19 protein-coding genes are annotated in these 20168 nt (G+C 62.8%); 12 read left to right on the top strand and 7 right to left on the bottom strand.

The window, feature by feature from the left end:
• Nucleotides 1-9: 9 nt before the first annotated feature.
• Nucleotides 10-1497 carry an efflux transporter outer membrane subunit gene (locus RMET_RS23920; RefSeq protein ID WP_011519086.1) on the top strand — a complete coding sequence of 496 codons (1488 nt, stop codon included), beginning with the start codon at nucleotides 10-12 and terminating at the stop codon, nucleotides 1495-1497.
• Between the two features lie 155 nt (nucleotides 1498-1652).
• Nucleotides 1653-2807 carry a Fic family protein gene (locus RMET_RS23915; RefSeq protein WP_011519085.1) on the top strand — a complete coding sequence of 385 codons (1155 nt, stop codon included), beginning with the start codon at nucleotides 1653-1655 and terminating at the stop codon, nucleotides 2805-2807.
• A gap of 35 nt (nucleotides 2808-2842) precedes the next feature.
• On the opposite strand, the gene RMET_RS23910 is transcribed toward RMET_RS23915, so the two are convergent.
• Complete coding sequence (locus RMET_RS23910) at nucleotides 2843-3862, bottom strand: LacI family DNA-binding transcriptional regulator (RefSeq protein WP_011519084.1); 1020 nt, start codon at nucleotides 3860-3862, stop codon at nucleotides 2843-2845.
• A gap of 107 nt (nucleotides 3863-3969) precedes the next feature.
• Here RMET_RS23910 and RMET_RS23905 point away from each other — a divergent pair, with 107 nt between their 5' ends.
• The 7 genes from RMET_RS23905 to RMET_RS34555 all read left to right on the top strand — a co-directional run bounded on the left by RMET_RS23905 (nucleotide 3970) and on the right by RMET_RS34555 (nucleotide 10963).
• On the top strand, nucleotides 3970-4827 hold the full coding sequence (locus RMET_RS23905; RefSeq protein ID WP_035822984.1) for an SDR family NAD(P)-dependent oxidoreductase: 858 nt from the start codon (nucleotides 3970-3972) through the stop codon (nucleotides 4825-4827).
• A 10-nt stretch (nucleotides 4828-4837) separates the two neighbouring features.
• A complete protein-coding gene (locus RMET_RS23900) occupies nucleotides 4838-5884 on the top strand; it encodes a Bug family tripartite tricarboxylate transporter substrate binding protein (RefSeq protein WP_011519082.1) in 1047 nt (348 codons plus the stop codon).
• Between the two features lie 18 nt (nucleotides 5885-5902).
• A complete protein-coding gene (locus tag RMET_RS23895) occupies nucleotides 5903-6436 on the top strand; it encodes a carboxymuconolactone decarboxylase family protein (protein WP_011519081.1) in 534 nt (177 codons plus the stop codon).
• A 176-nt stretch (nucleotides 6437-6612) separates the two neighbouring features.
• The gene (locus RMET_RS23890; RefSeq protein WP_024569727.1) at nucleotides 6613-7011 is read left to right on the top strand and encodes a hypothetical protein; all 399 of its coding nucleotides are present in this window, start codon (nucleotides 6613-6615) and stop codon (nucleotides 7009-7011) included.
• Between the two features lie 599 nt (nucleotides 7012-7610).
• A complete protein-coding gene (locus RMET_RS23885; RefSeq protein WP_011519079.1) occupies nucleotides 7611-8141 on the top strand; it encodes a DUF2726 domain-containing protein in 531 nt (176 codons plus the stop codon).
• Nucleotides 8142-8354: 213 nt separating this feature from the next.
• Entirely contained in the window at nucleotides 8355-10235 is a 1881-nt protein-coding gene (locus RMET_RS23880) for an ATP-dependent nuclease (protein WP_011519078.1), read from the top strand.
• A 137-nt stretch (nucleotides 10236-10372) separates the two neighbouring features.
• Complete coding sequence (locus tag RMET_RS34555) at nucleotides 10373-10963, top strand: DUF6984 family protein (protein WP_011519076.1); 591 nt, start codon at nucleotides 10373-10375, stop codon at nucleotides 10961-10963.
• On the opposite strand, the gene RMET_RS32780 is transcribed toward RMET_RS34555, so the two are convergent.
• The 3 genes from RMET_RS32780 to RMET_RS23865 all read right to left on the bottom strand — a co-directional run bounded on the left by RMET_RS32780 (nucleotide 10900) and on the right by RMET_RS23865 (nucleotide 12820).
• Nucleotides 10900-11298, bottom strand: a complete 399-nt coding sequence (locus tag RMET_RS32780; protein ID WP_011519075.1) for a VOC family protein — start codon at nucleotides 11296-11298, stop codon at nucleotides 10900-10902. The two genes, RMET_RS34555 and RMET_RS32780, sit on opposite strands and share 64 nt — an antisense overlap.
• A gap of 84 nt (nucleotides 11299-11382) precedes the next feature.
• Nucleotides 11383-12516: a WD40/YVTN/BNR-like repeat-containing protein gene (locus RMET_RS23870; RefSeq protein WP_011519074.1), complete on the bottom strand. Its 1134-nt coding sequence runs from the start codon at nucleotides 12514-12516 to the stop codon at nucleotides 11383-11385.
• Nucleotides 12517-12550: 34 nt separating this feature from the next.
• Entirely contained in the window at nucleotides 12551-12820 is a 270-nt protein-coding gene (locus RMET_RS23865; RefSeq protein ID WP_011519073.1) for a MoaD/ThiS family protein, read from the bottom strand.
• A gap of 267 nt (nucleotides 12821-13087) precedes the next feature.
• Here RMET_RS23865 and RMET_RS23860 point away from each other — a divergent pair, with 267 nt between their 5' ends.
• Both RMET_RS23860 and RMET_RS23855 read left to right on the top strand, forming a co-directional pair.
• A complete protein-coding gene (locus tag RMET_RS23860; RefSeq protein ID WP_011519072.1) occupies nucleotides 13088-13960 on the top strand; it encodes a c-type cytochrome in 873 nt (290 codons plus the stop codon).
• A 35-nt stretch (nucleotides 13961-13995) separates the two neighbouring features.
• Nucleotides 13996-15732, top strand: a complete 1737-nt coding sequence (locus RMET_RS23855) for a SulP family inorganic anion transporter (protein ID WP_011519071.1) — start codon at nucleotides 13996-13998, stop codon at nucleotides 15730-15732.
• A 20-nt stretch (nucleotides 15733-15752) separates the two neighbouring features.
• On the opposite strand, the gene RMET_RS23850 is transcribed toward RMET_RS23855, so the two are convergent.
• A complete protein-coding gene (locus RMET_RS23850) occupies nucleotides 15753-16688 on the bottom strand; it encodes a DNA/RNA non-specific endonuclease (protein ID WP_029308954.1) in 936 nt (311 codons plus the stop codon).
• A 277-nt stretch (nucleotides 16689-16965) separates the two neighbouring features.
• Here RMET_RS23850 and RMET_RS23845 point away from each other — a divergent pair, with 277 nt between their 5' ends.
• Nucleotides 16966-17808: a TauD/TfdA dioxygenase family protein gene (locus RMET_RS23845; protein ID WP_008646112.1), complete on the top strand. Its 843-nt coding sequence runs from the start codon at nucleotides 16966-16968 to the stop codon at nucleotides 17806-17808.
• Nucleotides 17809-17852: 44 nt separating this feature from the next.
• Here RMET_RS23845 and RMET_RS23840 read toward each other — a convergent pair whose 3' ends face one another.
• Both RMET_RS23840 and RMET_RS23835 read right to left on the bottom strand, forming a co-directional pair.
• Complete coding sequence (locus RMET_RS23840; RefSeq protein WP_011519069.1) at nucleotides 17853-18860, bottom strand: AraC family transcriptional regulator; 1008 nt, start codon at nucleotides 18858-18860, stop codon at nucleotides 17853-17855.
• A 142-nt stretch (nucleotides 18861-19002) separates the two neighbouring features.
• On the bottom strand, nucleotides 19003-20061 hold the full coding sequence (locus RMET_RS23835; RefSeq protein WP_008646114.1) for a beta-keto acid cleavage family enzyme: 1059 nt from the start codon (nucleotides 20059-20061) through the stop codon (nucleotides 19003-19005).
• Between the last annotated feature and the right edge of the window lie 107 nt (nucleotides 20062-20168).

Genomic DNA, 20168 nt, shown 5'->3' with positions numbered 1-20168 from the left:
GGAATCGAGATGGCATCGAAAGCACTTCCCGGCACCCATGCCCAAGGACTGGTTAAACGTACCGCGCGCGCCGTGGCCCTGGCCGCCGCCACACTCGCTGCACTGGGCATGGCCGCCTGCGCGGTCGGCCCTGACTACCGCACGCCGGATAGCGAGATGCCGACGCAGTACCAGCACGCCGCCGACGTGGCAGCGATCAACGACGCGCGCGAACCGGTGGCGCTGGATACGTGGTGGGCCGGCTTCCAGGACCCGGTGCTGACAAAGATCGTCGAGCGGGCCCTTGAACAGAATCTCGACATGGCGGCGTCAATTGCCCGCGTGGCGCAGGCCCGTGCCGCCGCCAACTTCGCTGGGGCCGAGTTGCTTCCGCAAGGCAATGCCTATAGCGACGTGACCAAGCTGCATCAATCCGTACAAAGCCCGCTGGGCAAGATCGGCAGCACATTCCCCGGATATGACCGCAACCAGACGCTCTATTCGGTGGGCGCTGCGGCCACGTGGGAAATCGACATCGCTGGCGGGCTGCGGCGCGGTGCCGAGGCGGCCAATGCCGAACTGCAGGCGGCAGAGGCGAACCACATGGGCGTTCGGATTCTCGTGGCAGCGGAGGCGGCGGACGCCTACTTCCGTGTGCGGGGGGCTCAGGCTCGCATCGCCATCGCGCAGCAACAGGTCGAGACCAACCAGCGCCTGCTTGATCTCGTGCGTTTGCGGTTGGCCGATGGCATCGGGGCGGAGCGCGAGCAGGCGCAGGCCGAGGCCCAACTCTCGCAGACGCGCGTCACGATTCCGCCGCTGCAGATCGAACTGGAAACGCAGCTTAATCGCCTCGACGTCCTGATGGGCGCGCAACCGGGCACCTACGCAGCCGAGTTGCGCGATTCGAAGCACGAAACGCAGGCGGTGCCACAAGTCGCCTTGGCACAGGGTCCGGCAAACCTGCTGGAACGTCGCCCAGACGTCATTGCCGCCGAACGCAGGCTTGCGGCGTCGAGTGCGCGCATTGGCGTGGCCACGGCGGAGTACTACCCGAAGGTTTCGCTATCGGCATTGCTTGGATTCGAAAGCCTGTCCGCCGGCAAGCTGTTCACCGCGCAGGCCTTCCAGCCTGCGGCGGCGGCTGGGCTGCGCTGGCGGCTGTTCGATTTCGGCCGGGTCAATGCGGAAGTCGCGCAGGCCAAGGGCGCCAATGCCGAAGCGTTGGCCAGCTATCGCAAGTCGATGCTGCAGGCCACCGAGGACGTCGAAAACGCATTGATCTCGCTGGCGCAGCTCGAATCGCAAAACCGCGAACTGGCCGTAGAGATCCGTGCGCATGAGCGCGCGCGAAACGCATCCGAGGATGCCTACAAGGGCGGGGTGGTCAGCCTCTATGAAGTGCTGGACGAAGACCGGCAATTGCTGGCTGCACGCGACCAGCAGGCAAGGGTGCAGGCGGATAATGCACGGGCGGCGGTGTCGGCGTTCCGGGCGCTGGGAGGTGGATGGTCCTGAGCCCTGGGACGCGCCTCGCCTTCATGCTCAAAAAGCGGATCAATAGACATTTTGATGCCTCATCCAGACGATTTGCGGGGAATGACAGCAATATTCACCGCAACTTGTGCGGCGAATATCTTGTCCATGCGGTGAATGCCGGCCATAATCCCCGCATGAATCGCGGCGAATATACCTATATCTGGCAAGCCCCCGACTGGCCCAACTGGCGCTACGACCTCGGCGCGCTAGCCTCCCAGATGGCCGAGGTCAGTCGCGCCCAAGGCATGTTGATGGGGAGACTGGCAGACCTCGGCATGGGGCTGCGGGACCAGGCGTGCCTGGCGGCGCTGACCGACGACGTAGTCAAGACCAGTGAAATCGAGGGCGAGCATCTCAGCGTGCATTCGGTGCGCTCGTCCATCGCACGACGGCTCGGTGTTGAAATCGGCGCGCTGGCGCCCGTCGATCGACATGTCGATGGCGTCGTCGAAATGGTGCTGGACGCCACCACCAACAGCCAGGCGCCGGTGACCCAGGCGCGGCTGTTCGGCTGGCACGCGGCGCTGTTTCCAACCGGCTACTCGGGCCTGTCGCGGATCAACGTCGCCCACTGGCGCGACGACTCGGCGGGGCCCATGCAGGTGGTTTCCGGCCCGATCGGCCGACAGCGCGTGCATTTCGAAGCGCCGCCCGCCGAACGTCTGCCAGCGGAGACAGACCGTTTCCTGGCGTGGATCAACGCCCCGTCTGGTGAAGCCCCGTTGATCCGCGCCGGCCTTGCTCACCTGTGGTTCGTGACACTGCACCCGTTCGACGATGGCAATGGCCGTATCGCGCGCGCCATCGGCGATCTGATGCTGGCGCGGGCCGACGGCAGCACGCAACGCTTCTACAGCCTGTCGGCCCAGATCCAGCGCGAACGCAACGCGTACTACGACATCCTCGAACGGACGCAGAAGGACGCGATGGACGTCACGCCGTGGTTGTCATGGTTCCTTGAAACGTTGCACCGCGCGGTGGATCAAGCGCAGGTCACGCTCGACGACGTCCTGGCCAAGTCGCGCTTCTGGCAGCACTGGGGCACGCAGGCGCTCAACGCCCGGCAGATCAAGGTGTTGAACCGGTTGCTGGACGGATTCGACGGCAAGCTCACGAGCAGCAAATGGGCGGCCATCGCCAAATGCTCCAGCGATACCGCGCTGCGGGACCTTAACGATCTGGTCGAGCGGGGGATGCTGCGCAAGGCGGCGGCGGGCGGCCGAAGCACCAGCTACGAGTTGAACGATGTGCCAGGCGCTCCTGCCACGCGCGGCGACGGCAATCGCTGAATTCGCGGACTGACATTCCGGGCGTACTGGGCACGCTACCGCCCCGGACGCACCGGTGCGCACGATTCTCCCAACATAAGATCCATCGGTATCACCACGCGCCGCGCCTCGCCAGCGTAGTGGCCTTCGAGCCGGTCGAGCATCAGGTTCGCCGCGGTCTTTGCCGAAAGCGCTGTGTTGAAGCGGAGCATCGTCGGGGGCGGATACATCAGTTCAAGCGTTTCCGGCGTGCCAAGCGCGATGACGGACAGATCGTGCGGCACTTCCAGCCCGGCCTTGCGCGCCTCATAGAGCGCCCCTGAAAGCAGGCGCGTGCCCAGCGCGATCACCGCCGTCGGCGGTTGCTTCAGCGCCAGCATCTGCTTCATCGCGGCGCGCGAGGAGTCCATCGAGGGCAGGGTGCACGCCAGCGCGGGATCGAATAAAAGCCCGACCTCGGCCAGTCCTTCCTGATAGCCGAGCAGCTTCTCACGGCCCGGACGGATGCTCTCCTTTGGCCCGAAGAACGCAATGCGCCGATGGCCGAGTTGCTTCAGGTAGCGCACCGCCAGGCTCAGTCCGGTTCGATGGTCGATCAGCACGCAATCCCTGGGCGATGCCGTTTCGCGATCCATGATGACGATTGGCAGGTCCGCCTTGGCGAACAGGTCTTCGGCCGGGTCCGAACTCTCCATGCTCAGTGACGCGATGATGCCCTCAAGCCGGCGCGTCTCGAACAGTTCGACCAGCAGGCGGTCGCGGTGGTGCTGGTTCCGCGTGGTGCCGATCAGCATCGAATAGCCCGCGGCGTGCATGTGCTGCTCGACTTCGCTGAAATGGGCCGCCAGCAGCGGATTGCTGATATCGGTTGTCAGATAGCCGACCGTTCGACTGCGCCCGGTACGCAGATGGCGCGCGGCGAAGCTCGGCTCATAGTCGAGTGCTTTCACCGCGGCCAGCACGCGGCCGCGCAGTTCCTGGCTCGCATAGCCGTTGCCGTTCAGGACGCGCGACACACTACCGACCGATACCCCCGCCGCCTGCGCCACATCGCGCACAGAAGCCTTTCCCGTCATGGTCTTCCCTAATGAAAACGTTCCACAGTTGGACGCCGATTTCCTTGCTGGGTAAATTAATACCACACGGAAAACGATTCCACATCTGGAACTACAACGGAGACAACATGACCACGACACGCCCGATCCATCCGGAAGTGCAATGTTTTGACGAGGCGCTGGGACAAACCCCGCCCGCTGGCGGCCGACTGGCGGGGCGTCGCATTCTCGTCGTCGGGGCCGGACAGCGCGTCATCGATGATCCGGACCCGCCCGTCGGCAACGGCCGCGCGATCTCGCTGCTGTTTGCGCGGGAAGGCGCCACGCTGACCTGCGTCGATATTTCCGAACCCGCCGTGGCGGAGACCTGCAGGCAGGCGAAGGACCTGGGTGCGACCGTCTTTGCCGAGGTGGCCGATGTCGAACGCGCCGAGACCATCGCACCGCTAGTCGAGCGCGCAGCTCGTCAGATGGGAGGTCTCGACGGCCTGGTCATGGTGGTGGGCATCTCCAGCGCCTTGCCGATCGATAAGCAGGACGCCAATACGTGGGACCGCGAGTACGCCGTCAACGTGCGCAGCAACATGCTGTTCGCGCAGCAGGCCATGCGCCATATGGAGCCGGGTAGTTCCATCGTGCTGATGTCCTCGCTGGCTGCCTTGCGCAACAGCAGCGGCAACCCGGCCTATGAGTCGTCGAAGGCCGCCCAGGTGGCGCTGGCGCGTTCCATTGCGATGGCCGGGCAGAAGCAGGGCATCCGCTGCAACAGCCTGTTGCCGGGACTCATGGACACGCCGATGGGCCGTGCCGCCACCGCGCGACGGCCCGCGCGCGTCGGTGGGGCGCTGCCGTTCGGCCGGCAGGGCACCGGCTGGGAGGTGGCGTATGCGTGCCTGTTCCTGATGTCGCACGAATCGTCGTACGTCAACGCGCACGCGTTGCAGGTGGACGGCGGACTGGCCGCCGGTGTGGCCCTGACGGCCTGAGGAGCGCTGCATGGATGCATCTCTTGTTCATGCGCGGCCGCGCCGGTTGCGCCCGTTACGACCACTACGCCCGTTGCCTGCCCTGTTGCCGACGGCCTTGTCCATCGCGACGGTATGCCTGGCAGCCGTGACGCCCGTGCCGGGCCAGGCGGCTTCGGACTATCCGAGCCGGCCCATCAAGCTGGTGCTCGGCTTTCCCCCCGGTGGCAGTACCGATGTGGGCGCCCGCCGGGTGGCTGACCAGCTCGGCAAACGGCTCGGCCAGCCGGTGGTGGTGGAGAATCGTCCGGGCGCGTCGGGCAATATCGCGGCCGCCTATGTCGCCAAGACGCCGCCGGATGGCTACACGCTGTTCTACGGCACCAACACCACGCACGCGATGAACGTCAGCCTGTATCCGAAACTGGGCTACGACCCGGTGAAGGATTTCGTCCCGATCGTGCTGATGGGCAAGGTCTGGAACGTGCTGAGCGTGAATCCGTCGTACAAGGCCACCTCGCTGGCAGAGCTGATCGCGATGGCCAAGGCCGCGCCGGGACAGATCGACGTCGCGACACCGGGAAACTCGACCAGTCCGCATATGTCGCTCGTGCTGTTGGAATCCAGAGCGGGCATCAAGATCACGCATGTGCCGTACAAGGGCAGCGCCGCGGCGCTGAATGACGTAATGGGCGGCCAGACGTCCGTGCTCTTCGACAACCTGCCGGCCTCGCTGCCCTATATCAAGGCAGGCAAGCTGCGCGCGCTGGCGGTTTCATCGCCCAAACGGCTGTCCGTCCTGCCTGACGTTCCGACCTTCGACGAACTCGGCATCAAGGGCTACGAAGTTGCAGGGTGGGGCGCGCTGTGGGCGCCGGCCGGGACACCGCAGGCCATCGTGGACCGGCTCAATCGCGAGACCAATGCAGTCCTGAAGGATCCCACCATGATCGCGCAAATGGAGGCGCTGGCATCTGACCCTCAGGGCGGTACGGCGAAGTCGCTGGCAGCCTTTGCCGCAACCGAAACGCAGCGCTGGGGCGAGGTTATCCGCGCCGCCGGACTCAAACTCGACTAGACAACGCAGGAGACAATCATGGCAAGACTTCCATACTTCGATCTGGAACAGGCATCGCCGACGTACAAGAAGATGATCGGCGCGCGTCCGCCGCTGAACCTTTACAGGATGCTGCCCCATGGCGGCGCCGTGGGGGAGGGATTCCTGGCGCTCGGTGGCGCGATCCTGCGCGAATCGGAACTGGACCCGACGTTGCGCGAACTGGTGATCCTGCGTGTAGGGGCGCTATCGGGGGCATCCTATGAAATCCATCAGCATCGGCGCGTCGCCCGGAAGGCAGGGGTGCCTGAGAACAAGATCGAAAGCGTGCTCGACCACGGCGCCGCCGAGCCTGACCCGAACGTGTTCTCCGACCTCGAGATCCGGCTGATCCGCTTCACAGATGCGGTCGTCCGGGACGTCAAGGCGCCGGCCCCGCTATACGAGGCCGTCGCATCGGTGCTGTCCAACAAGCAGCTGATCGAGGTGCTGATGACGATCGGCTTCTACATGCTGGTCAGCCGCTTCCTGGAAAATCTCGAGATCGATATCGAGAATCCACCTGTGGTCTGACGGCGCGACGCCCGCCCGCGTGTTTTTTCTAGTAGGGCCCCGGGACGCGGTTGTGCCAAGGCAACGAGGTCTGTACGATGCCGGCACCATGGCTGGCACGGCGGCGAAAGCACGCTCGCCGCCCGGCCCGACTTCGGACCACCCACGCCCGCGGGGCGGGCGTCTCAGGAAAACACATGCAAAAAACCCGGGTTCTGCTGATTGCCGCCTTGGCGGCCCCTTTGCTTGCGGCCTGCGCGGGCGGCGGTAATACCCCCGACTACATCCAGTCGCAAGAACCCAAGCGCATCCACTCGAATGCCAGCGTAGGCGACCTGGTCCAGTGCCTGAAGAGCAAGCTGCAGGAAGAAGCGACCATCGTCCCCTATGCGGAACCGGGCAAGGTCGATATCCGCATCGGCCACGCGTCCGCCTCCGAGATGCGCTACTTCTACCTGATCTACCTCCGCGCCGCCGCCCAGGGCTCGGACGTGGAAATCCGCAGCGCGGGCGAGTGGCACCCAATCCTGCGACAAGGCCGTATCGAAGGCATCGTGGAAGACTGCAAGCCCGGCGCCGCCAGCGCGCGCGGGTAATCTCAGGCCGCCGGCCAACTCACCATGTCGTACCGAATCGCCCGGGCGTTACGTAACACGTAACACCGGCGCGACAGCGACGTTCGCCACCAACGGCCTTGCACCGGCCGTCTGAAACGCCCGTAAGTCATTGAAACGATTGATTTTCAAGGTGCTCGACCGAGCGAATCCGACGAGGGCGAATTGAGCCGTGCCAGGGCTGGCACGCGGGTTGCGAATATGGAAGCGTCAAGGCTCAGGCCAAGGCTCAAGCAGTGGAGCCCCAGGCAGATCCCCGACCTACCACCCCAGGCTGATACCTGCACAGCCTGGGGTCTTTTTTTGGGGGGGCTGGGTTTGGCCAGAAGCCGCCGGTCGACACACTCGCCTCGATTGCACACAATCCGAAGGCAACGCCCGCGATCGCTTGGGGGCGGCAATGCTAGCCCCGTACGAAGATTGCTTTCTCCGGTGTTGTGATCAAGTTGGCAAGTGCGGATGGAACCCTCCGTTTGGGGCATGCGAGGTTACAGGCCTCTCGCCATAATCGCCGGTCGGGCCTCCGGGCACCGATATCGCTAGCTAATGCGGCGCACAGAGCAAGAATATCGAGGAGGCATATGAAGGCATTATTCGGCCTAGCGTTGTTCATGGCGCTCGTCTTTATCGTGCTGGGCGCGATGAAGACGAAGCGCGGCGGGGACAGGTCTTCGAAGCGCTATCAGTTTTCCCGAAAGGCACCGTTCATGCGCGACGACGAAATCCATCTCTATGAGCGGTTAGTGGTTGGCCTTCGAAACGCGCATGTGTTTCCGCAGGTAGCCATGTCGTCTTTCGTGCAGCACAAGGGGAAGGAGTACGGTGCCCGGAGTCTGTTTTCGCAGAAATATGTCGATTATCTCGTGTGTGAACGCGGGACAATGAGACCGCTGTATGTGATCGAGCTTGACGGCGCTTCGCATGGCAGCGTGCGGGCGAAAAAGCGGGATGAGCAAAAGAATCAGGTGCTGGAATCGGCGGGGATTCCGATCAAGCGGTACACGTCGAAGGACGTCGATTTCAAGGTCATTTTGTTGGATTTCGCATCGGTGGTTAGACCGGCAGAATCGGTTATGGATCCCGTTAGTAGGAGCGTGGTAAACCTTATGTAATGAAAGGACGAGCTCGGGACGAGCGGATTCGGCCAGGAATGGTCGTCCGCCGCCGTCGCCAAATTGTGAACAATTTTCGCGACCATAGGGTGGGTGGCCCTCCACCCACACATCGCAGAGGACGGAAACGCGCCTGTCGCCGCCATGCAGGAGCCGCTCAGCGGGTTCAATAGTTCAAGAGGCGACATAAATCACAAGGAGCAGAAGCCAGAAATGAAGATCCAAACCGTTCGCATCCGAAACTTTCGCACGTTGAAAGACGTAACGATTCCGTTCGATTCCGTCACGACCTTCATCGGGCCGAACGGTGCTGGCAAATCAACGGTGCTTCGTGCGCTTGACTGGTTCTTCAACGGCAAGCCCGGCTCGCTGACCGAGGAGGATTGCTCTTTTGGGGCGACCGACGAAGACATCGAGGTTCAGATCACCTTCGCAGACCTCACCGAAAAGGATCGTGAGGCACTTGGCAAGTACGCGCCGGAGGGAGTTGGCACGTTCACCGCATGGAAGCGCCGATCTCCTGATGGCGCCGATGTGCTCTCCGCCAATGCAAAGGGATTTCCGGACTTCAATGGCATCAAGGCGGCAGGGGGTGCGACTGCGAAGAGAGAGCTGTACGCCAGTCTCCGGCGCGATCGCCCGGAGCTTGATCTTCCCGCGGCGAATACTGGTCCTGCCGTCGAGCAGTCGATGACGACTTGGGAGGCGGCTCACACTGATCAACTTCTCGATGCGCCCGAGGCTCTACAAACTAACTTCTTCGGTTTCAACAGCGGCGGCAAGATGAGTGGGCTCTTCGACTTCGTCCTCGTTACGGCCGACCTTCGGGCGAGTGAAGAGTCCATCGACGGCAAGGCAAGCATCATTGGGCGAATCCTTGAGCGCTCGATTGACCGAACTGCCGCTGATGAGGCAATCGCAGAAATCGTTGCGGAGTCACGGGCAAAGCAGCAACAGGTCTATGAAGAGAAGTTCAAGGAGCAGCTTGGGGCCATCACGACGCAGCTCAACGAGGTCGTCACAACCTATGCGCCTGGCCGTGCAATCACGGTTTCGCCGGCTGAAGTGGAACTCAAGGCGCCTCGCACGACGTTCGACGTGGCTGTGCTTGATGGCACCACCGAGACTGCGGTGGAGCGGCAAGGACACGGTTTTCAGCGCACGCTGCTGATCTCAGCACTACAACTCTTGGCCCAGTCAGGTGCAGCCTCGGCCGAGGGAATAATTTGCCTGGCGATCGAGGAGCCAGAACTTTTCCAGCATCCGATTCAGGCGCAGGCCTTTGCGAAGGTGCTTAGATCGCTCGCCGAAGACGCTAGCAAACGCATTCAGGTGACCTATGCGACGCATAGTCCCTACTTCCTGGAGGCCCGACATTTCCATCAAATCAGACGGCTGACGAGATCGGCTGACGAAGTCCCGGTAGTTACGGTCCACTGTGCCACTGTTGAGATTGTGAAGGCCAAGCTGAATGGAACAGTGGATGGCGATGTGGTCGATCGCAGGCTCGACCATAACGTGGCTGACCAGCTTGCCATAGCACTCTTCGCGAATCGCGCTTTTCTTGTGGAGGGCACAACCGAATCTGCTGTGTTCTACGGTATTGGAGATAGAACTTCCCCCGGCGCACTTGAAGCGGCAGGAATTTCGATCGTTCCTGTGGGCAGCAAGACATCGATACCCCTCGCGCATGCGATTCTGGAATCTATTGGCGTGCCAGTCTACGCACTGTTTGATGCGGACGGTGGATTTGAAACGCGAGCCAAAGCCAAAAACAAAAAGCAAGAGGAAATAGATCGGGAGCGCAACAATCATGCACTGGAGAACCGCAGGTTAATGCGGTACTTCGGCTTGCCTGAAGAGGATTTTCCACCTACTACTATTTCGGACGTCGCGGCCATATTGGATGATCACCTTGAATCGTTTCTGTCTGCGAACTGGAGTGAATGGATAACTACCTGCAATAGCGTCGAGCAGGATGCTGGAATAAATCTCTCGAAAAACCAATTGGCATACCGGACTGCAACACTCCGGTCGGGAGGAGTGGTGCCAGTAATGCTTACACAGATTCTTGTCAAGGTGGAGGGTAAGTAACCTGACATTGACCTCCTGGCCTAGCTGCACGTTTTGAAGCAGATGCGGCCGTTGCATCGATGGTGGACTAGCCGCGCTGAGCCCAGTCTTCATGCTGACTCGAAACATTCACGGCGCGCGCACTTTTCTTTTCAAGCATGACGATCAGAACCCTGAACGAAGCTGAGATTGTATTGATCAGGCATATGCTGCGGGGAACAGTGCAGGAGATTGCAATCGCTAACTCCCTCCCGACGTGCCTCGTCGAAGAAATGACCGATGATGGAATTGGGAGTCTCCGCTTCGATTCCAATATTCAAGCCCGGCTTCTCTGCAGGGATATCTGCAAGATGGAGTTCCCAGACTTCAATGCTGTGCGCAACTTCGTAACGTTGTTGCTGGACAATTACGACGAGTTGTTCGATCTCAACGTTTGGAACGCAGATTTCTCTCCTCTCAAACAATTCCCGCAGATTCGTCCGGCATCGGGCTCACGCACGCTGCCCCCTCAAGATTGCGTTAGACACTCCAACGTCCGCTTTCGGGAAAATGAACGTCCGCTTCGGGTCGATCAGAGACAGCCATCGCCCTGGCTGTTGGCAGCCGACTCGATCGGGCTCTTCCCAGCCAGATGGAGACAGTCGCGACGCAACCTATATGGCCACGCCAATCGCAACAGCCAGGCCTATTCACGCACCGGATCGTGGCAGCAAACGCAGATCTTATTTCCCTCGGGATCCCGGAAATAGGCGCCGTAATAGTCAGGATGGTATTCAGGTCTTAAACCCGGAGCGCCCTCGCAAGATCCTCCGGTGGCCAAGGCGCTGGCGTAGGCCTTGTCGACCGACTTGCGATCCGGCGCAAGTAACGCAACCATTTGACCGTTACCGCACCTGGCAGGGTTGCCGTCGTATGGTCCGCCAATCAGGAAGAGGGGCCGTGGCATGCCTTCCGCCATCCAGCCGGCCCAAGGCTTGTCAGGCTCGCTGAACTTCAGTTTGTGCCCGAGATCGCCCATGATCACCGAATAGAATCTGAAAGCCCGGGCAAAATCGGTAACGCCGACAAAAACGTGCGAAATCATCTGGTTCTTCCCCGAAGCAGGCATTAGCGCTGTCTGACGATAGCATGGCAGCAGCGCGTATGGCGCCTGCGGCAGGCTCTGCTCCTATCCAAAGCGAACACAATAAATCGGTGGCAAATGGGCTGAAATCAGATGCCAGTTTTCGCCGCCGTTCTCGGACGCCCAAAGCGCGCCGGTGGTCGATCCCATCGCCAGGCGCGTGCCGGAGTCATCCACCGCGAGGCCGTGCCGATACACCAGGTCATAGGCCGGTGCGGACGGCAGACCTGCCGAGAAACGCTCGAACGTGCGCCCGCCATCGCGGGTGCGCGTGACGATGAACTGGCCATCCACCGGGATCCGGCACTGGTCCTTCACGGCGGGCACGAACCACGCGGTGTCTGGCTCGTGCGGATGCACGGCAACCGCGAAGCCGAAGCTCGATGGCTGCGCTTCAATCCGGTGCCACTGCATCGCCCCGTCGGTCGAGCGGAAGATGGCGCAATGATGCTGTGTCCACAGGACGTCCGGGTTGGCCGCGCATTGCACGACGCGGTGCGGGTCCTGCGTGTTGGCGTCGCCGCGCTGTTCCGGTGGCATGTAGTCGGCCTCCATGCCATCGGCAGTCAATTGCCAGGTCGCGCCTCCGTCGCTGGTTTGCCAGACGCCACCGCACGACACACCGATCGTCACGTGCCGGCTGTCGCGCGGGTCCACCATCACGGAATGGATGCCCGGCGCATCGTAGCCGCCTCCAAACCATCCGCGACGCTCCGGACGATCCCATAGCGCGCGGTTGAGTACCCATGTGTCGCCGCCATCGTCGGAGCGGAAGAGCCCGCCGGGAATCGTGCCGGCCCACAAGACGCCCGGCTCGTCCCCGCCGCCTGTCTCGAGCGACCAGATTTGCTGAAGCGACCACGGAGGAGAGGGTGGGCTGGGGGCAGTCGCGCTTGCATCATTCGCGCCGCCAGCGGTTTGCTCGTCGGCTGGCTGTGGCGGGTAGACAGGCACCGCGCATTCTTCCCAATCGTCCATGCCAGCGCGCCGGCGATGCAGTTTCACACCGAAATGGCCGAGATTGAGCGCCGCATACAGCGATCCGTCTCGCCGGTCAGCCAGCACCATGTTCACGGGCTCACCGATGAAGTGGGGCTCGCCGAGCGTCCAGCCGCCTTTACCGTCGGCCTGCAACACAAACAATCCCTTGCGAGTTGCAACAAGCAACCTGTCGCTCATGTCTAGTGCCTCCTCGCGTGTGAGTGGACTCCCGCTATCCGCCCGACAGCGCCTGTATGACGTGCACCTGGCTTTTCTCGCCGAGCGCATCGGACAAATGTTGCCGATCGAGCACCCGCTGGCCGTCCACAAACACGGCAAGATGCCTTCGAAGCGCCCCCTGATCGTCGAGGATATAGCCGCGTAGTTGGGGGCGATCCGCGAAGACAGCCTCGAGCGCTTCGCCAAGCGTGCGCGCGTCGACCTCGCGCTCAGGCGTTGGAATATGGCGCTGAATCGAAGCGGCGAAGAAAATGTGCGCCATGAAGGGGGCTGCGCTGGAACGGGGCCTGACTGTTGGTTTTGTAGTTTAGGCGATCCGGAATGGGCTTTGAGGCATCTCGAGATGCTACTGACACACCAGACACAGCGGCGTGTGGCGATGGTTTTGGACTTGAACGCTCGCCGCTCAATGCCCAACCCAGACCACCTTATGGCCTCCATTTGCTTGTGCGTGCACAGCACTCCAGCACGCCGCCATACGCTAGACTCCCGACACCGCCCAACTGACAATTCGCCCCCCGGAGACCCCATGCCCCCCTGGTTCGCCAAGCTCGCCGGCACACTCGGTTGCGCCCTGATGCTTCTGACCGGCCCAGCCGGAGCCGCAGGCGCAGCCGACCCCGCCACACTGACCATCGTGTCCGGCCCGCAGGAGCGAAGCTGGACACGCCAGGAACTGCTCAAGGATCGCCGTCTTGTGTCGGTAACCGTGGACGATGACAACCTCAAGCGGCGCCTGACCTTCAAGGCCATCCCGCTGGCGGCGCTGTTGCACGGCTTGCCGGTTGCCGCCGATGCCACAGCCACGACCGCTGCCAGCGACGGGTATATTTCCCACCTGCCGGTGCGGCTGCTGATTGCCGATGGCGCAGATACCCCGCGCGCGTGGCTCGCTGTGGAAAATCCGGCTGCGCCGTGGCCGAAGCTCAAAGGGCAGGACATCGGGCCGTTCCGGCTGATCTGGACCGTGCCAAAGGGGCACGCCCATAACAAGATCAGCGAGAGCAGCGAGATCAACGAAAGTCTCTGGACCTACAGCATCGTCCGGATCGACGTGACCGTATCGCCGGCCGAGCGCTTCGCCGCCATCCGGCCGGCGGCGGACCTGCCAGCCGACAGCCCGGTGGTGCGTGGCTTCGCCACCTTCCAGCGAGTCTGTTTTTCCTGCCACTCGATGAACCGAATGGGCGACGCCACGCTGGGGCCGGACCTGAACGTGCCGAACAGCGCCGTGGAGTACCTGGGCGACGAAAAGTTGAGCGCGCTGATCCGCGACCCGCAATCGCTACGCTGGTGGCCGGGCTCGCGCATGTCGTCGATCGACCAGAGAACCCTGTCCGATGCCGACCTGAAGGACCTGCTGGCCTATCTGCATCACATGGCCGGGCGAAAGGCGCCATGAGGATGGAAAAAAGAGGGGCCTGACTTGCCGGGCGCATGGGGCTACCATGCGTCAGATACGCACCCGCGGGAAAAACAACAAAGGGAATCGTGACCACGACCGATTCGACGCACCCGACCGACAGCGCGCGCGACGGCAGCCGCCTGCGCGACCTGGTTGCCGGCTGTTCGATAGCCGGCCTGCTGCTACCCGAAGCGGTGGCGTACGCCGGCATCGCCAATTTGCCACCGCAGGCCGGCCTGATCGGCCTGCTGGTGGGCCTGGTGGTCTACGGTCTCGCAGGCACCAGCCGGTTCGCGGTGGTTTCGGCCACGTCGTCCTCCGCAGCGGTGCTGGCCGCCATCACGCTTTCCATGTCCGGCGCGGACCCCGCACAGCGGCTGTTACTGGCGGCGGGGCTGGTGATCCTGAGCGGCTTCTTCCTGATGCTGGCCGGGCTGGCCAAGCTGGGCGGCATCACCGAATTCATTGCCAAGCCGGTGCTGCGCGGATTTACGTTCGGCCTGGCCATCACCATCATCCTCAAGCAACTGGCCAGCGTGGTGGGCGTGCACCCCGCGCACAACGATCTGCCGCGCTTCACCTACGAAATGCTGGGGCAGCTCTCGGCCTGGAACGTGAATGCGCTCATCGTCGCGCTGGTTGCGCTGGCGTTGCTGTTCGGCATGTCGCGCTGGAAGAACGTCCCCGGCCCGCTGGTGGTAATCGTGCTCGGCATTGCCGCCTCGCATGGGGTGGACCTGCATCACTTCGGGATCGGGCAGGTCGGCACGATCGATCTGGCGGATCTGTCGTTCTCGATTCCCGACCTGTCGCGCAGCCAGTGGCTCAGGCTCGGCGAACTGGCCTTCGCGCTGGTGCTGATCCTCTATGCGGAATCCTACAGTTCGATCCGGAGTTTCGCGCTCAAGCACGGCGACAGCACGTCGGCGGACCGCGACCTGCTCGCGCTCGGCTTCGCGAACCTCGGCTCCGGGCTGTTGCATGGTATGCCGGTGGGCGCCGGTTACTCGGCCACTTCGGCCAACGAAGCGGCCGGGGCAACGTCCCGGCTGGCGGGATGGTGCGCGGCCGTGGTCGTCGCCGTGATCGTCGCGCTGTTGCTGCCGCAGCTGGCGCTGACCCCGGAACCGGTGCTGGCCGCCATCGTGGCCTACGCAGTCAGCCATACGCTGCGACTGAGCGTGTTCCGGCCCTATTGGTCATGGCAGCGCGACCGCCTGCTGGTGGTGGCGGCGTGTGTGGCGGTGTTGCTGCTTGGCGTGCTGGATGGCCTGCTGGCCGGCATCGTGGTAAGCCTGCTGCTCACGCTCCGCAATTTTTCCGAACCTCGGGTCAGCCAGTTGGGCCGACTGGGCACGAGCCACAACTACGTGGATGTCTCCAAGCATCCCGAAGCCACGATTCCTCCCGGCTTGCTGATCGCGCGGCCCGAAGCGCCGCTGTTCTTCGCCAATGTGGAACGCATTCTGCTGCGCGTGCGGCACCTGGCCGAGGCGGAGCAGGGCGCCGTGCACACCGTGATCATCAGCCTGGAGGAAACGCCTGACCTGGATGGTTCGACGATCGAGGCCTTGCGTACGTTCGCCGCGGGGGTAGCCAGCCGTGGCCGCCGACTGTTGCTGGTCCGTCTGAAACCGCCTGCGCTGGACGTATTGACGCGCTCGGCGGACGATACGCTGCCGCTCGGCGCCCTGCATGAACTCAGCGTGGATGAGGCGGTGCAGTCGCTGGCCCTGGAATCCATCGGCGCCGATGCGCCGGCAACATGAACGCGGTGACGATCGGACGATCAGGCCATGATGTGTCGTAGCTGAGCCCACCACCGCAGCAAGGTGTGCATGATCCGCTCAAAATCCTGCGCGATGGGCTGAATCAGCGATCTGAGCGCCTGGCCAAGATCCTCGCCCTCGCGCTTCGGCTCGCGCTTCGGCTCACGGTTGCCACGTGTGGTCGATTCCGCCCGCAACTCCGGCGCAGTGGCAGTCGTGTTTTCACCGGGCATCAGGCCCGGTAGGAATTCGATGCCGGTACGTTTCACCAGTTCGTGATAGCTGATCGGCTTCGAAGGGCGAGCCTCGTTGGTGTTCGCAATCCAGTGCGCCCAGGCGCGATTCGTGGTGGGGTCGTAGACCAGCTTGAAGTAGTAGCTGGGCACCCAGACGCGGCCCGCGCCGATGGTTTGGGGGCGATCGGAGAATACGGGGCCAGAGATCACGTAGACATCGCCCTTGGCCCGCATGGCGTACTTGCGCGTAGCCGATTCGATCGAACTCCACGCCTCGCGGTTGTTCTTTGGCGCCTGTGGCGTCATGTTGGCCAGGCTGAACGATTGCGCCATGGCCTGCGCAGTGGGCTGATCGCCTGCCGGCGCCAGGTGACCACGATCCCATCCGCTGCCGCGGTAGTCGTCCAGCTCGGCGCGTTCGGCTCGCGGTAATCGCGCGTCGGCGAAGAACTGGTTGGTCCGCTTTTCATCGCGGGCATCGACAAGCTGGGATCTCGATAATCGCTCTGCGACGTAGACCGGCGTCTTGCTGCGGCCCGAGTGCATGACCGCGAATGCGTCATAGCAGAGCGGCCGTAACTTCAGGTCGGACGTGGCGGTGACTCTCGGTGGCGCGCTGTGGGCAAAGAACTGGCGGCATTGGGAAAAGTCCGCCATACCTGCGGCGCCAGCAAGCACGGGCGCCATCCCCAGGATCAGGGAAATCACTAACTTCTTCATTGTTCTGGTGTCACGAGTGGGACCAGATTGACTGCGCAAGCGTCAATACGTTCACTCGAAAAAATCAAAATCCGACAGTCTTCACATTCCGGGCCTTGCACAGACGCCGCGCGCGGGCGATTGGCATGGTCCGCCAAGTCATGGCGCGATGGGTCAAGCAGCAGGCATCGCGGTTGGCCACAATCATTTCCAGACGGCGCGCGGGTGTTTCCGGATTGCCCGCACCACGGCTTCTGACGTGGCCGCCCTCAATCCACAACGCCCAAGGAATGAAATCATGCAAGTCAATCCCCTCACATGCTCGATCGGCGCCGAACTGGCGGGTGTGAGTATCGCCGATGTTGCGCGCGACGATACGCTCTTCGCTGAAATCAAGGCGCTCCTGCTCAAACACCGCGTGCTGTTCTTCCGCGATCAGGACATCTCGCGGGCCGACCACGTGGCGTTCGCCAAGCGCTTTGGCGATCTGGAAGATCACCCGGTCGCGAACTCGGTGCCCGAGCATCCTGGCCTGATCGAGATCTACAAGAGCGAGAAGCGGGACCACTTCGAGAACACGTACCACACCGATGCCTCGTGGCGCGCCTGTCCACCCAAAGGTGCGGTGCTGCGCTGCATTTCCTGCCCCGATGTCGGTGGCGACACCATATGGGTCAACATGGTAGAGGCCTACAAGCACCTGCCCGAGGACATCAAGGTAAAGATCGCCGGCCTGCGAGCCAAGCATGGTATCGAGCATTCCTTTGGCGCGATCATGACGACCGAAGAGCGCGAGGAACTGGTGCGAAAGAACCCGCTGGTGGACCACCCCGTGGTCCGGACGCACCCCGAAACCGGCGAGAAGATCCTGTACGTCGGGCCGTTCTCAACGCACTTCATTAACTACCACACCCCGGAAAACGTGCGCTTCGGGCAGGACAAGACCCCAGGTGCGAGCCTGCTGCTCAACTACCTCATCAGCCAGGCGGCGATTCCCGAGTATCAGGTCCGCTTCCGCTGGAAGCCGAACAGCGTGGCGCTGTGGGACAACGTCTCCACGCAGCACTATGCCGTGAGCGACTACTGGCCTGCGCCACGCCGGATGGAGCGAGCCACAATCAAGGGCGATCGTCCGTTCTGATCCGCGCCCAACCGAGCCCAACCGAACAGCGCAGGGCCGGCCGCTCACGCGGGCTGGCCCGCCCTCCAGCGTGTCGGGGACACACCGAACTGCGCGGCGAACCAGCGCGAGAACGTGCTGACCTCGGAGAAACCGAGCAACGTGGCCACCTGCGACACCGGGTACCGCTGGTCTCCCAGATAGCGGTTGGCCAGCCCCCTGCGCACCTCGCCGAGCAGCGTGGAGAACTCGACGCCTTCCTGCTCCAGCCGCCGCTGTAGCGTGCGCGAACTCATGCCGAGTTGCTGGCCGACCTGTTCGATGCCACTGCGCCCACGCGGCAGCAGCAACTGAATGGCCCGGCGCACGTTGGATGCCGTGGACGCCTGCTTGCCATGCGGACGCTCGTCGAGAAACTCCTTGGCATAGCGGGCCAGATTGACGTCGCCGAGCGGATTGGGCCGATCGAGGTCATGCCGGTCGATCGTGATGCCATCGAAGTCGCAGCCGAACTCAACCCGCGTGCCGAACAGGCGCTGGTGCACATGCAGGCTCGCCGGCGCGGCATGAGAGAAATGAACGCTACGCGGCTTCCAGTGACCACCGAGCATCGACTTCATCAGGCTCTGCAACGCGCCGACCGACAGTTCCACCGGCTGACGGCCAGGATTAGGCCGCTCGGTAATGACCTGCTGGTGGACGATGGCGATATCGTCGAACTCCTCCACATGGACCGCGACGGATTCGCTGAGCAGATGACGGTAGGTCTCTAGCTGGCCCAGTGCGTGGCGCAGCGTGGGCTGATGCTGCAGTAGCAGACTGATCGGGCCGAAATCCGACATCCGCCAGGTTTCCGCCATCAGCAAGCCGATCGACGCCGATGCGCCTTGGCCGGCCTGCTCGCTGCTTTCCAGCATCCGGGCGAGCCACGGTTCCGGCACGTGCAGATCCGGCGAGAACATGCAGGATCTGTCGCCACCGACATGCTGGATCAGCCGGTCGGCGTCGATGCCAACGGTGCGGGACACTTCGGAGAATTTGACGAGGAGGGCACTGCGAATCAGAGTACTCATGGCATCACGGGGGCGGAGAAGCGGCAAGTGTTATCTGATGATTCGGGGAACCGGACAAGACGGGATTGCCCTGATCCGGCTCCAGCCCCTTTGCCGGGGCTTCACTCGGTCGACGCGGGAAACAGTGACCGGCTCAGGCCGCTCAGGCCGTTTTGCGCAGGAAGCCCTGGTTTCCGCCGTTGCGGTTGGGGGCAAAACCGTTGGCCTGCAGCGATTCCTCGACGGTATCGTAGAACTCGCCAATGCGGCTGATCTGGCGCGCCTGCTTGGCCGTGGCGATCTCGCGGCCAAATTCGCGCGAGATCCGCACGAGTTGTTCGATCTGCTTTACGGTGCTCATTTTCTCGGTGCGCGACTGGTTCCACAGGCAGTCCTCGGTGCCGCAGCGCACGTGCAGGCCCATGGAAATGCCCATCATGTTGACCGGCAGCACGTTGCGCACGTTGCTCTCCACCGTCACCACCGCGCCATCAGGCACGGCACGGATGAAATTGGCCAGGCTGTAGACGCTCGGCGTGTCCATGCCACCGGCGATAGCCACCCAGTTCATGACCAGCGGCCCCTTGTAGAAGCCCCGGCGCATCAATCGCTCCACGGACTCGAAGCTGTTGAGGTTGTAGCACTGGAAGGCGCTCTGGATGCCCTTGGCGGTCAGGCGGCGCACGTGTTCTTCCACCCAGCCCGGCTGCGCGGGCACCGTCATCTCCTTGTACGCGTTGAAGATGGCGGCCCGCTCGCGCGACGTGCCCTTGAAATCGGCGTCTTCAGCCTGGTCGGTGACGTTCATCTGCGACGTGTTCACCGTCACCGTAACCTGATCCGGCGTGGGTTCGAGATCGGCCAGCATGTGGCGCGTGTCGTCTGAGAGCCATTTTGCGGCCTGACCTTCGTCCTCTGGCGCGAACGAGATCGATCCGCCGACCTGGATGATCATTTCCGGCACCGCCTTGCGCACGCCGGCAATCAGCTCGTTGAACTTGGACAGGCGCTTGCTGCCCTTGCCGTCCAGTTCGCGCACGTGCAGATGCAGCACCGTGGCGCCCGCGTTGTAGCAATCCACCGCCTTCTGAATCTGCGCTTCCATGCTGACCGGGATCTCCTCGGGGAAGTCCTCGGGCAGCCAGCCCGGCGCGTAGGGCGCGGCGGTGATGATCAGGGGCGGCTGATTCTCGGGGAAGAGGTGACCGTCGAGGAAGTTCATGGTGTGTCTCCAGGGTGTTGGTTTTTGGTGGGGATGATTGCCGCGGTGGCTTTGCAAGCCTGCCCTTTGAGTATCTGGAGCATTCCCGGCCGCCGCTTGCTTATCTG

Origin of the sequence: Cupriavidus metallidurans CH34, from assembly GCF_000196015.1 — a bacterium.
Taxonomy (GTDB): domain Bacteria; phylum Pseudomonadota; class Gammaproteobacteria; order Burkholderiales; family Burkholderiaceae; genus Cupriavidus; species Cupriavidus metallidurans.
The sequence above is the reverse complement of the archived record's forward strand: the minus strand, read 5'-3'. Positions and strand labels throughout refer to the sequence as shown.

What these genes read in the sequence shown, in the direction of transcription:
- RMET_RS23850 (WP_029308954.1), bottom strand. Translation starts at nt 16,688, where the DNA reads ATGAAGAAGTTAGTGATTTCCCTGATCCTGGGGATGGCGCCCGTGCTT.
- RMET_RS23900 (WP_011519082.1), top strand. Translation starts at nt 4,838, where the DNA reads ATGGATGCATCTCTTGTTCATGCGCGGCCGCGCCGGTTGCGCCCGTTA.
- RMET_RS23845 (WP_008646112.1), top strand. Translation starts at nt 16,966, where the DNA reads ATGCAAGTCAATCCCCTCACATGCTCGATCGGCGCCGAACTGGCGGGT.
- RMET_RS32780 (WP_011519075.1), bottom strand. Translation starts at nt 11,298, where the DNA reads ATGATTTCGCACGTTTTTGTCGGCGTTACCGATTTTGCCCGGGCTTTC.
- RMET_RS23860 (WP_011519072.1), top strand. Translation starts at nt 13,088, where the DNA reads ATGCCCCCCTGGTTCGCCAAGCTCGCCGGCACACTCGGTTGCGCCCTG.
- RMET_RS23835 (WP_008646114.1), bottom strand. Translation starts at nt 20,061, where the DNA reads ATGAACTTCCTCGACGGTCACCTCTTCCCCGAGAATCAGCCGCCCCTG.
- RMET_RS23915 (WP_011519085.1), top strand. Translation starts at nt 1,653, where the DNA reads ATGAATCGCGGCGAATATACCTATATCTGGCAAGCCCCCGACTGGCCC.
- RMET_RS34555 (WP_011519076.1), top strand. Translation starts at nt 10,373, where the DNA reads ATGACGATCAGAACCCTGAACGAAGCTGAGATTGTATTGATCAGGCAT.
- RMET_RS23870 (WP_011519074.1), bottom strand. Translation starts at nt 12,516, where the DNA reads ATGAGCGACAGGTTGCTTGTTGCAACTCGCAAGGGATTGTTTGTGTTG.
- RMET_RS23895 (WP_011519081.1), top strand. Translation starts at nt 5,903, where the DNA reads ATGGCAAGACTTCCATACTTCGATCTGGAACAGGCATCGCCGACGTAC.
- RMET_RS23840 (WP_011519069.1), bottom strand. Translation starts at nt 18,860, where the DNA reads ATGAGTACTCTGATTCGCAGTGCCCTCCTCGTCAAATTCTCCGAAGTG.
- RMET_RS23880 (WP_011519078.1), top strand. Translation starts at nt 8,355, where the DNA reads ATGAAGATCCAAACCGTTCGCATCCGAAACTTTCGCACGTTGAAAGAC.
- RMET_RS23910 (WP_011519084.1), bottom strand. Translation starts at nt 3,862, where the DNA reads ATGACGGGAAAGGCTTCTGTGCGCGATGTGGCGCAGGCGGCGGGGGTA.
- RMET_RS23865 (WP_011519073.1), bottom strand. Translation starts at nt 12,820, where the DNA reads ATGGCGCACATTTTCTTCGCCGCTTCGATTCAGCGCCATATTCCAACG.
- RMET_RS23855 (WP_011519071.1), top strand. Translation starts at nt 13,996, where the DNA reads ATGGGGCTACCATGCGTCAGATACGCACCCGCGGGAAAAACAACAAAG.
- RMET_RS23905 (WP_035822984.1), top strand. Translation starts at nt 3,970, where the DNA reads ATGACCACGACACGCCCGATCCATCCGGAAGTGCAATGTTTTGACGAG.
- RMET_RS23885 (WP_011519079.1), top strand. Translation starts at nt 7,611, where the DNA reads ATGAAGGCATTATTCGGCCTAGCGTTGTTCATGGCGCTCGTCTTTATC.
- RMET_RS23920 (WP_011519086.1), top strand. Translation starts at nt 10, where the DNA reads ATGGCATCGAAAGCACTTCCCGGCACCCATGCCCAAGGACTGGTTAAA.
- RMET_RS23890 (WP_024569727.1), top strand. Translation starts at nt 6,613, where the DNA reads ATGCAAAAAACCCGGGTTCTGCTGATTGCCGCCTTGGCGGCCCCTTTG.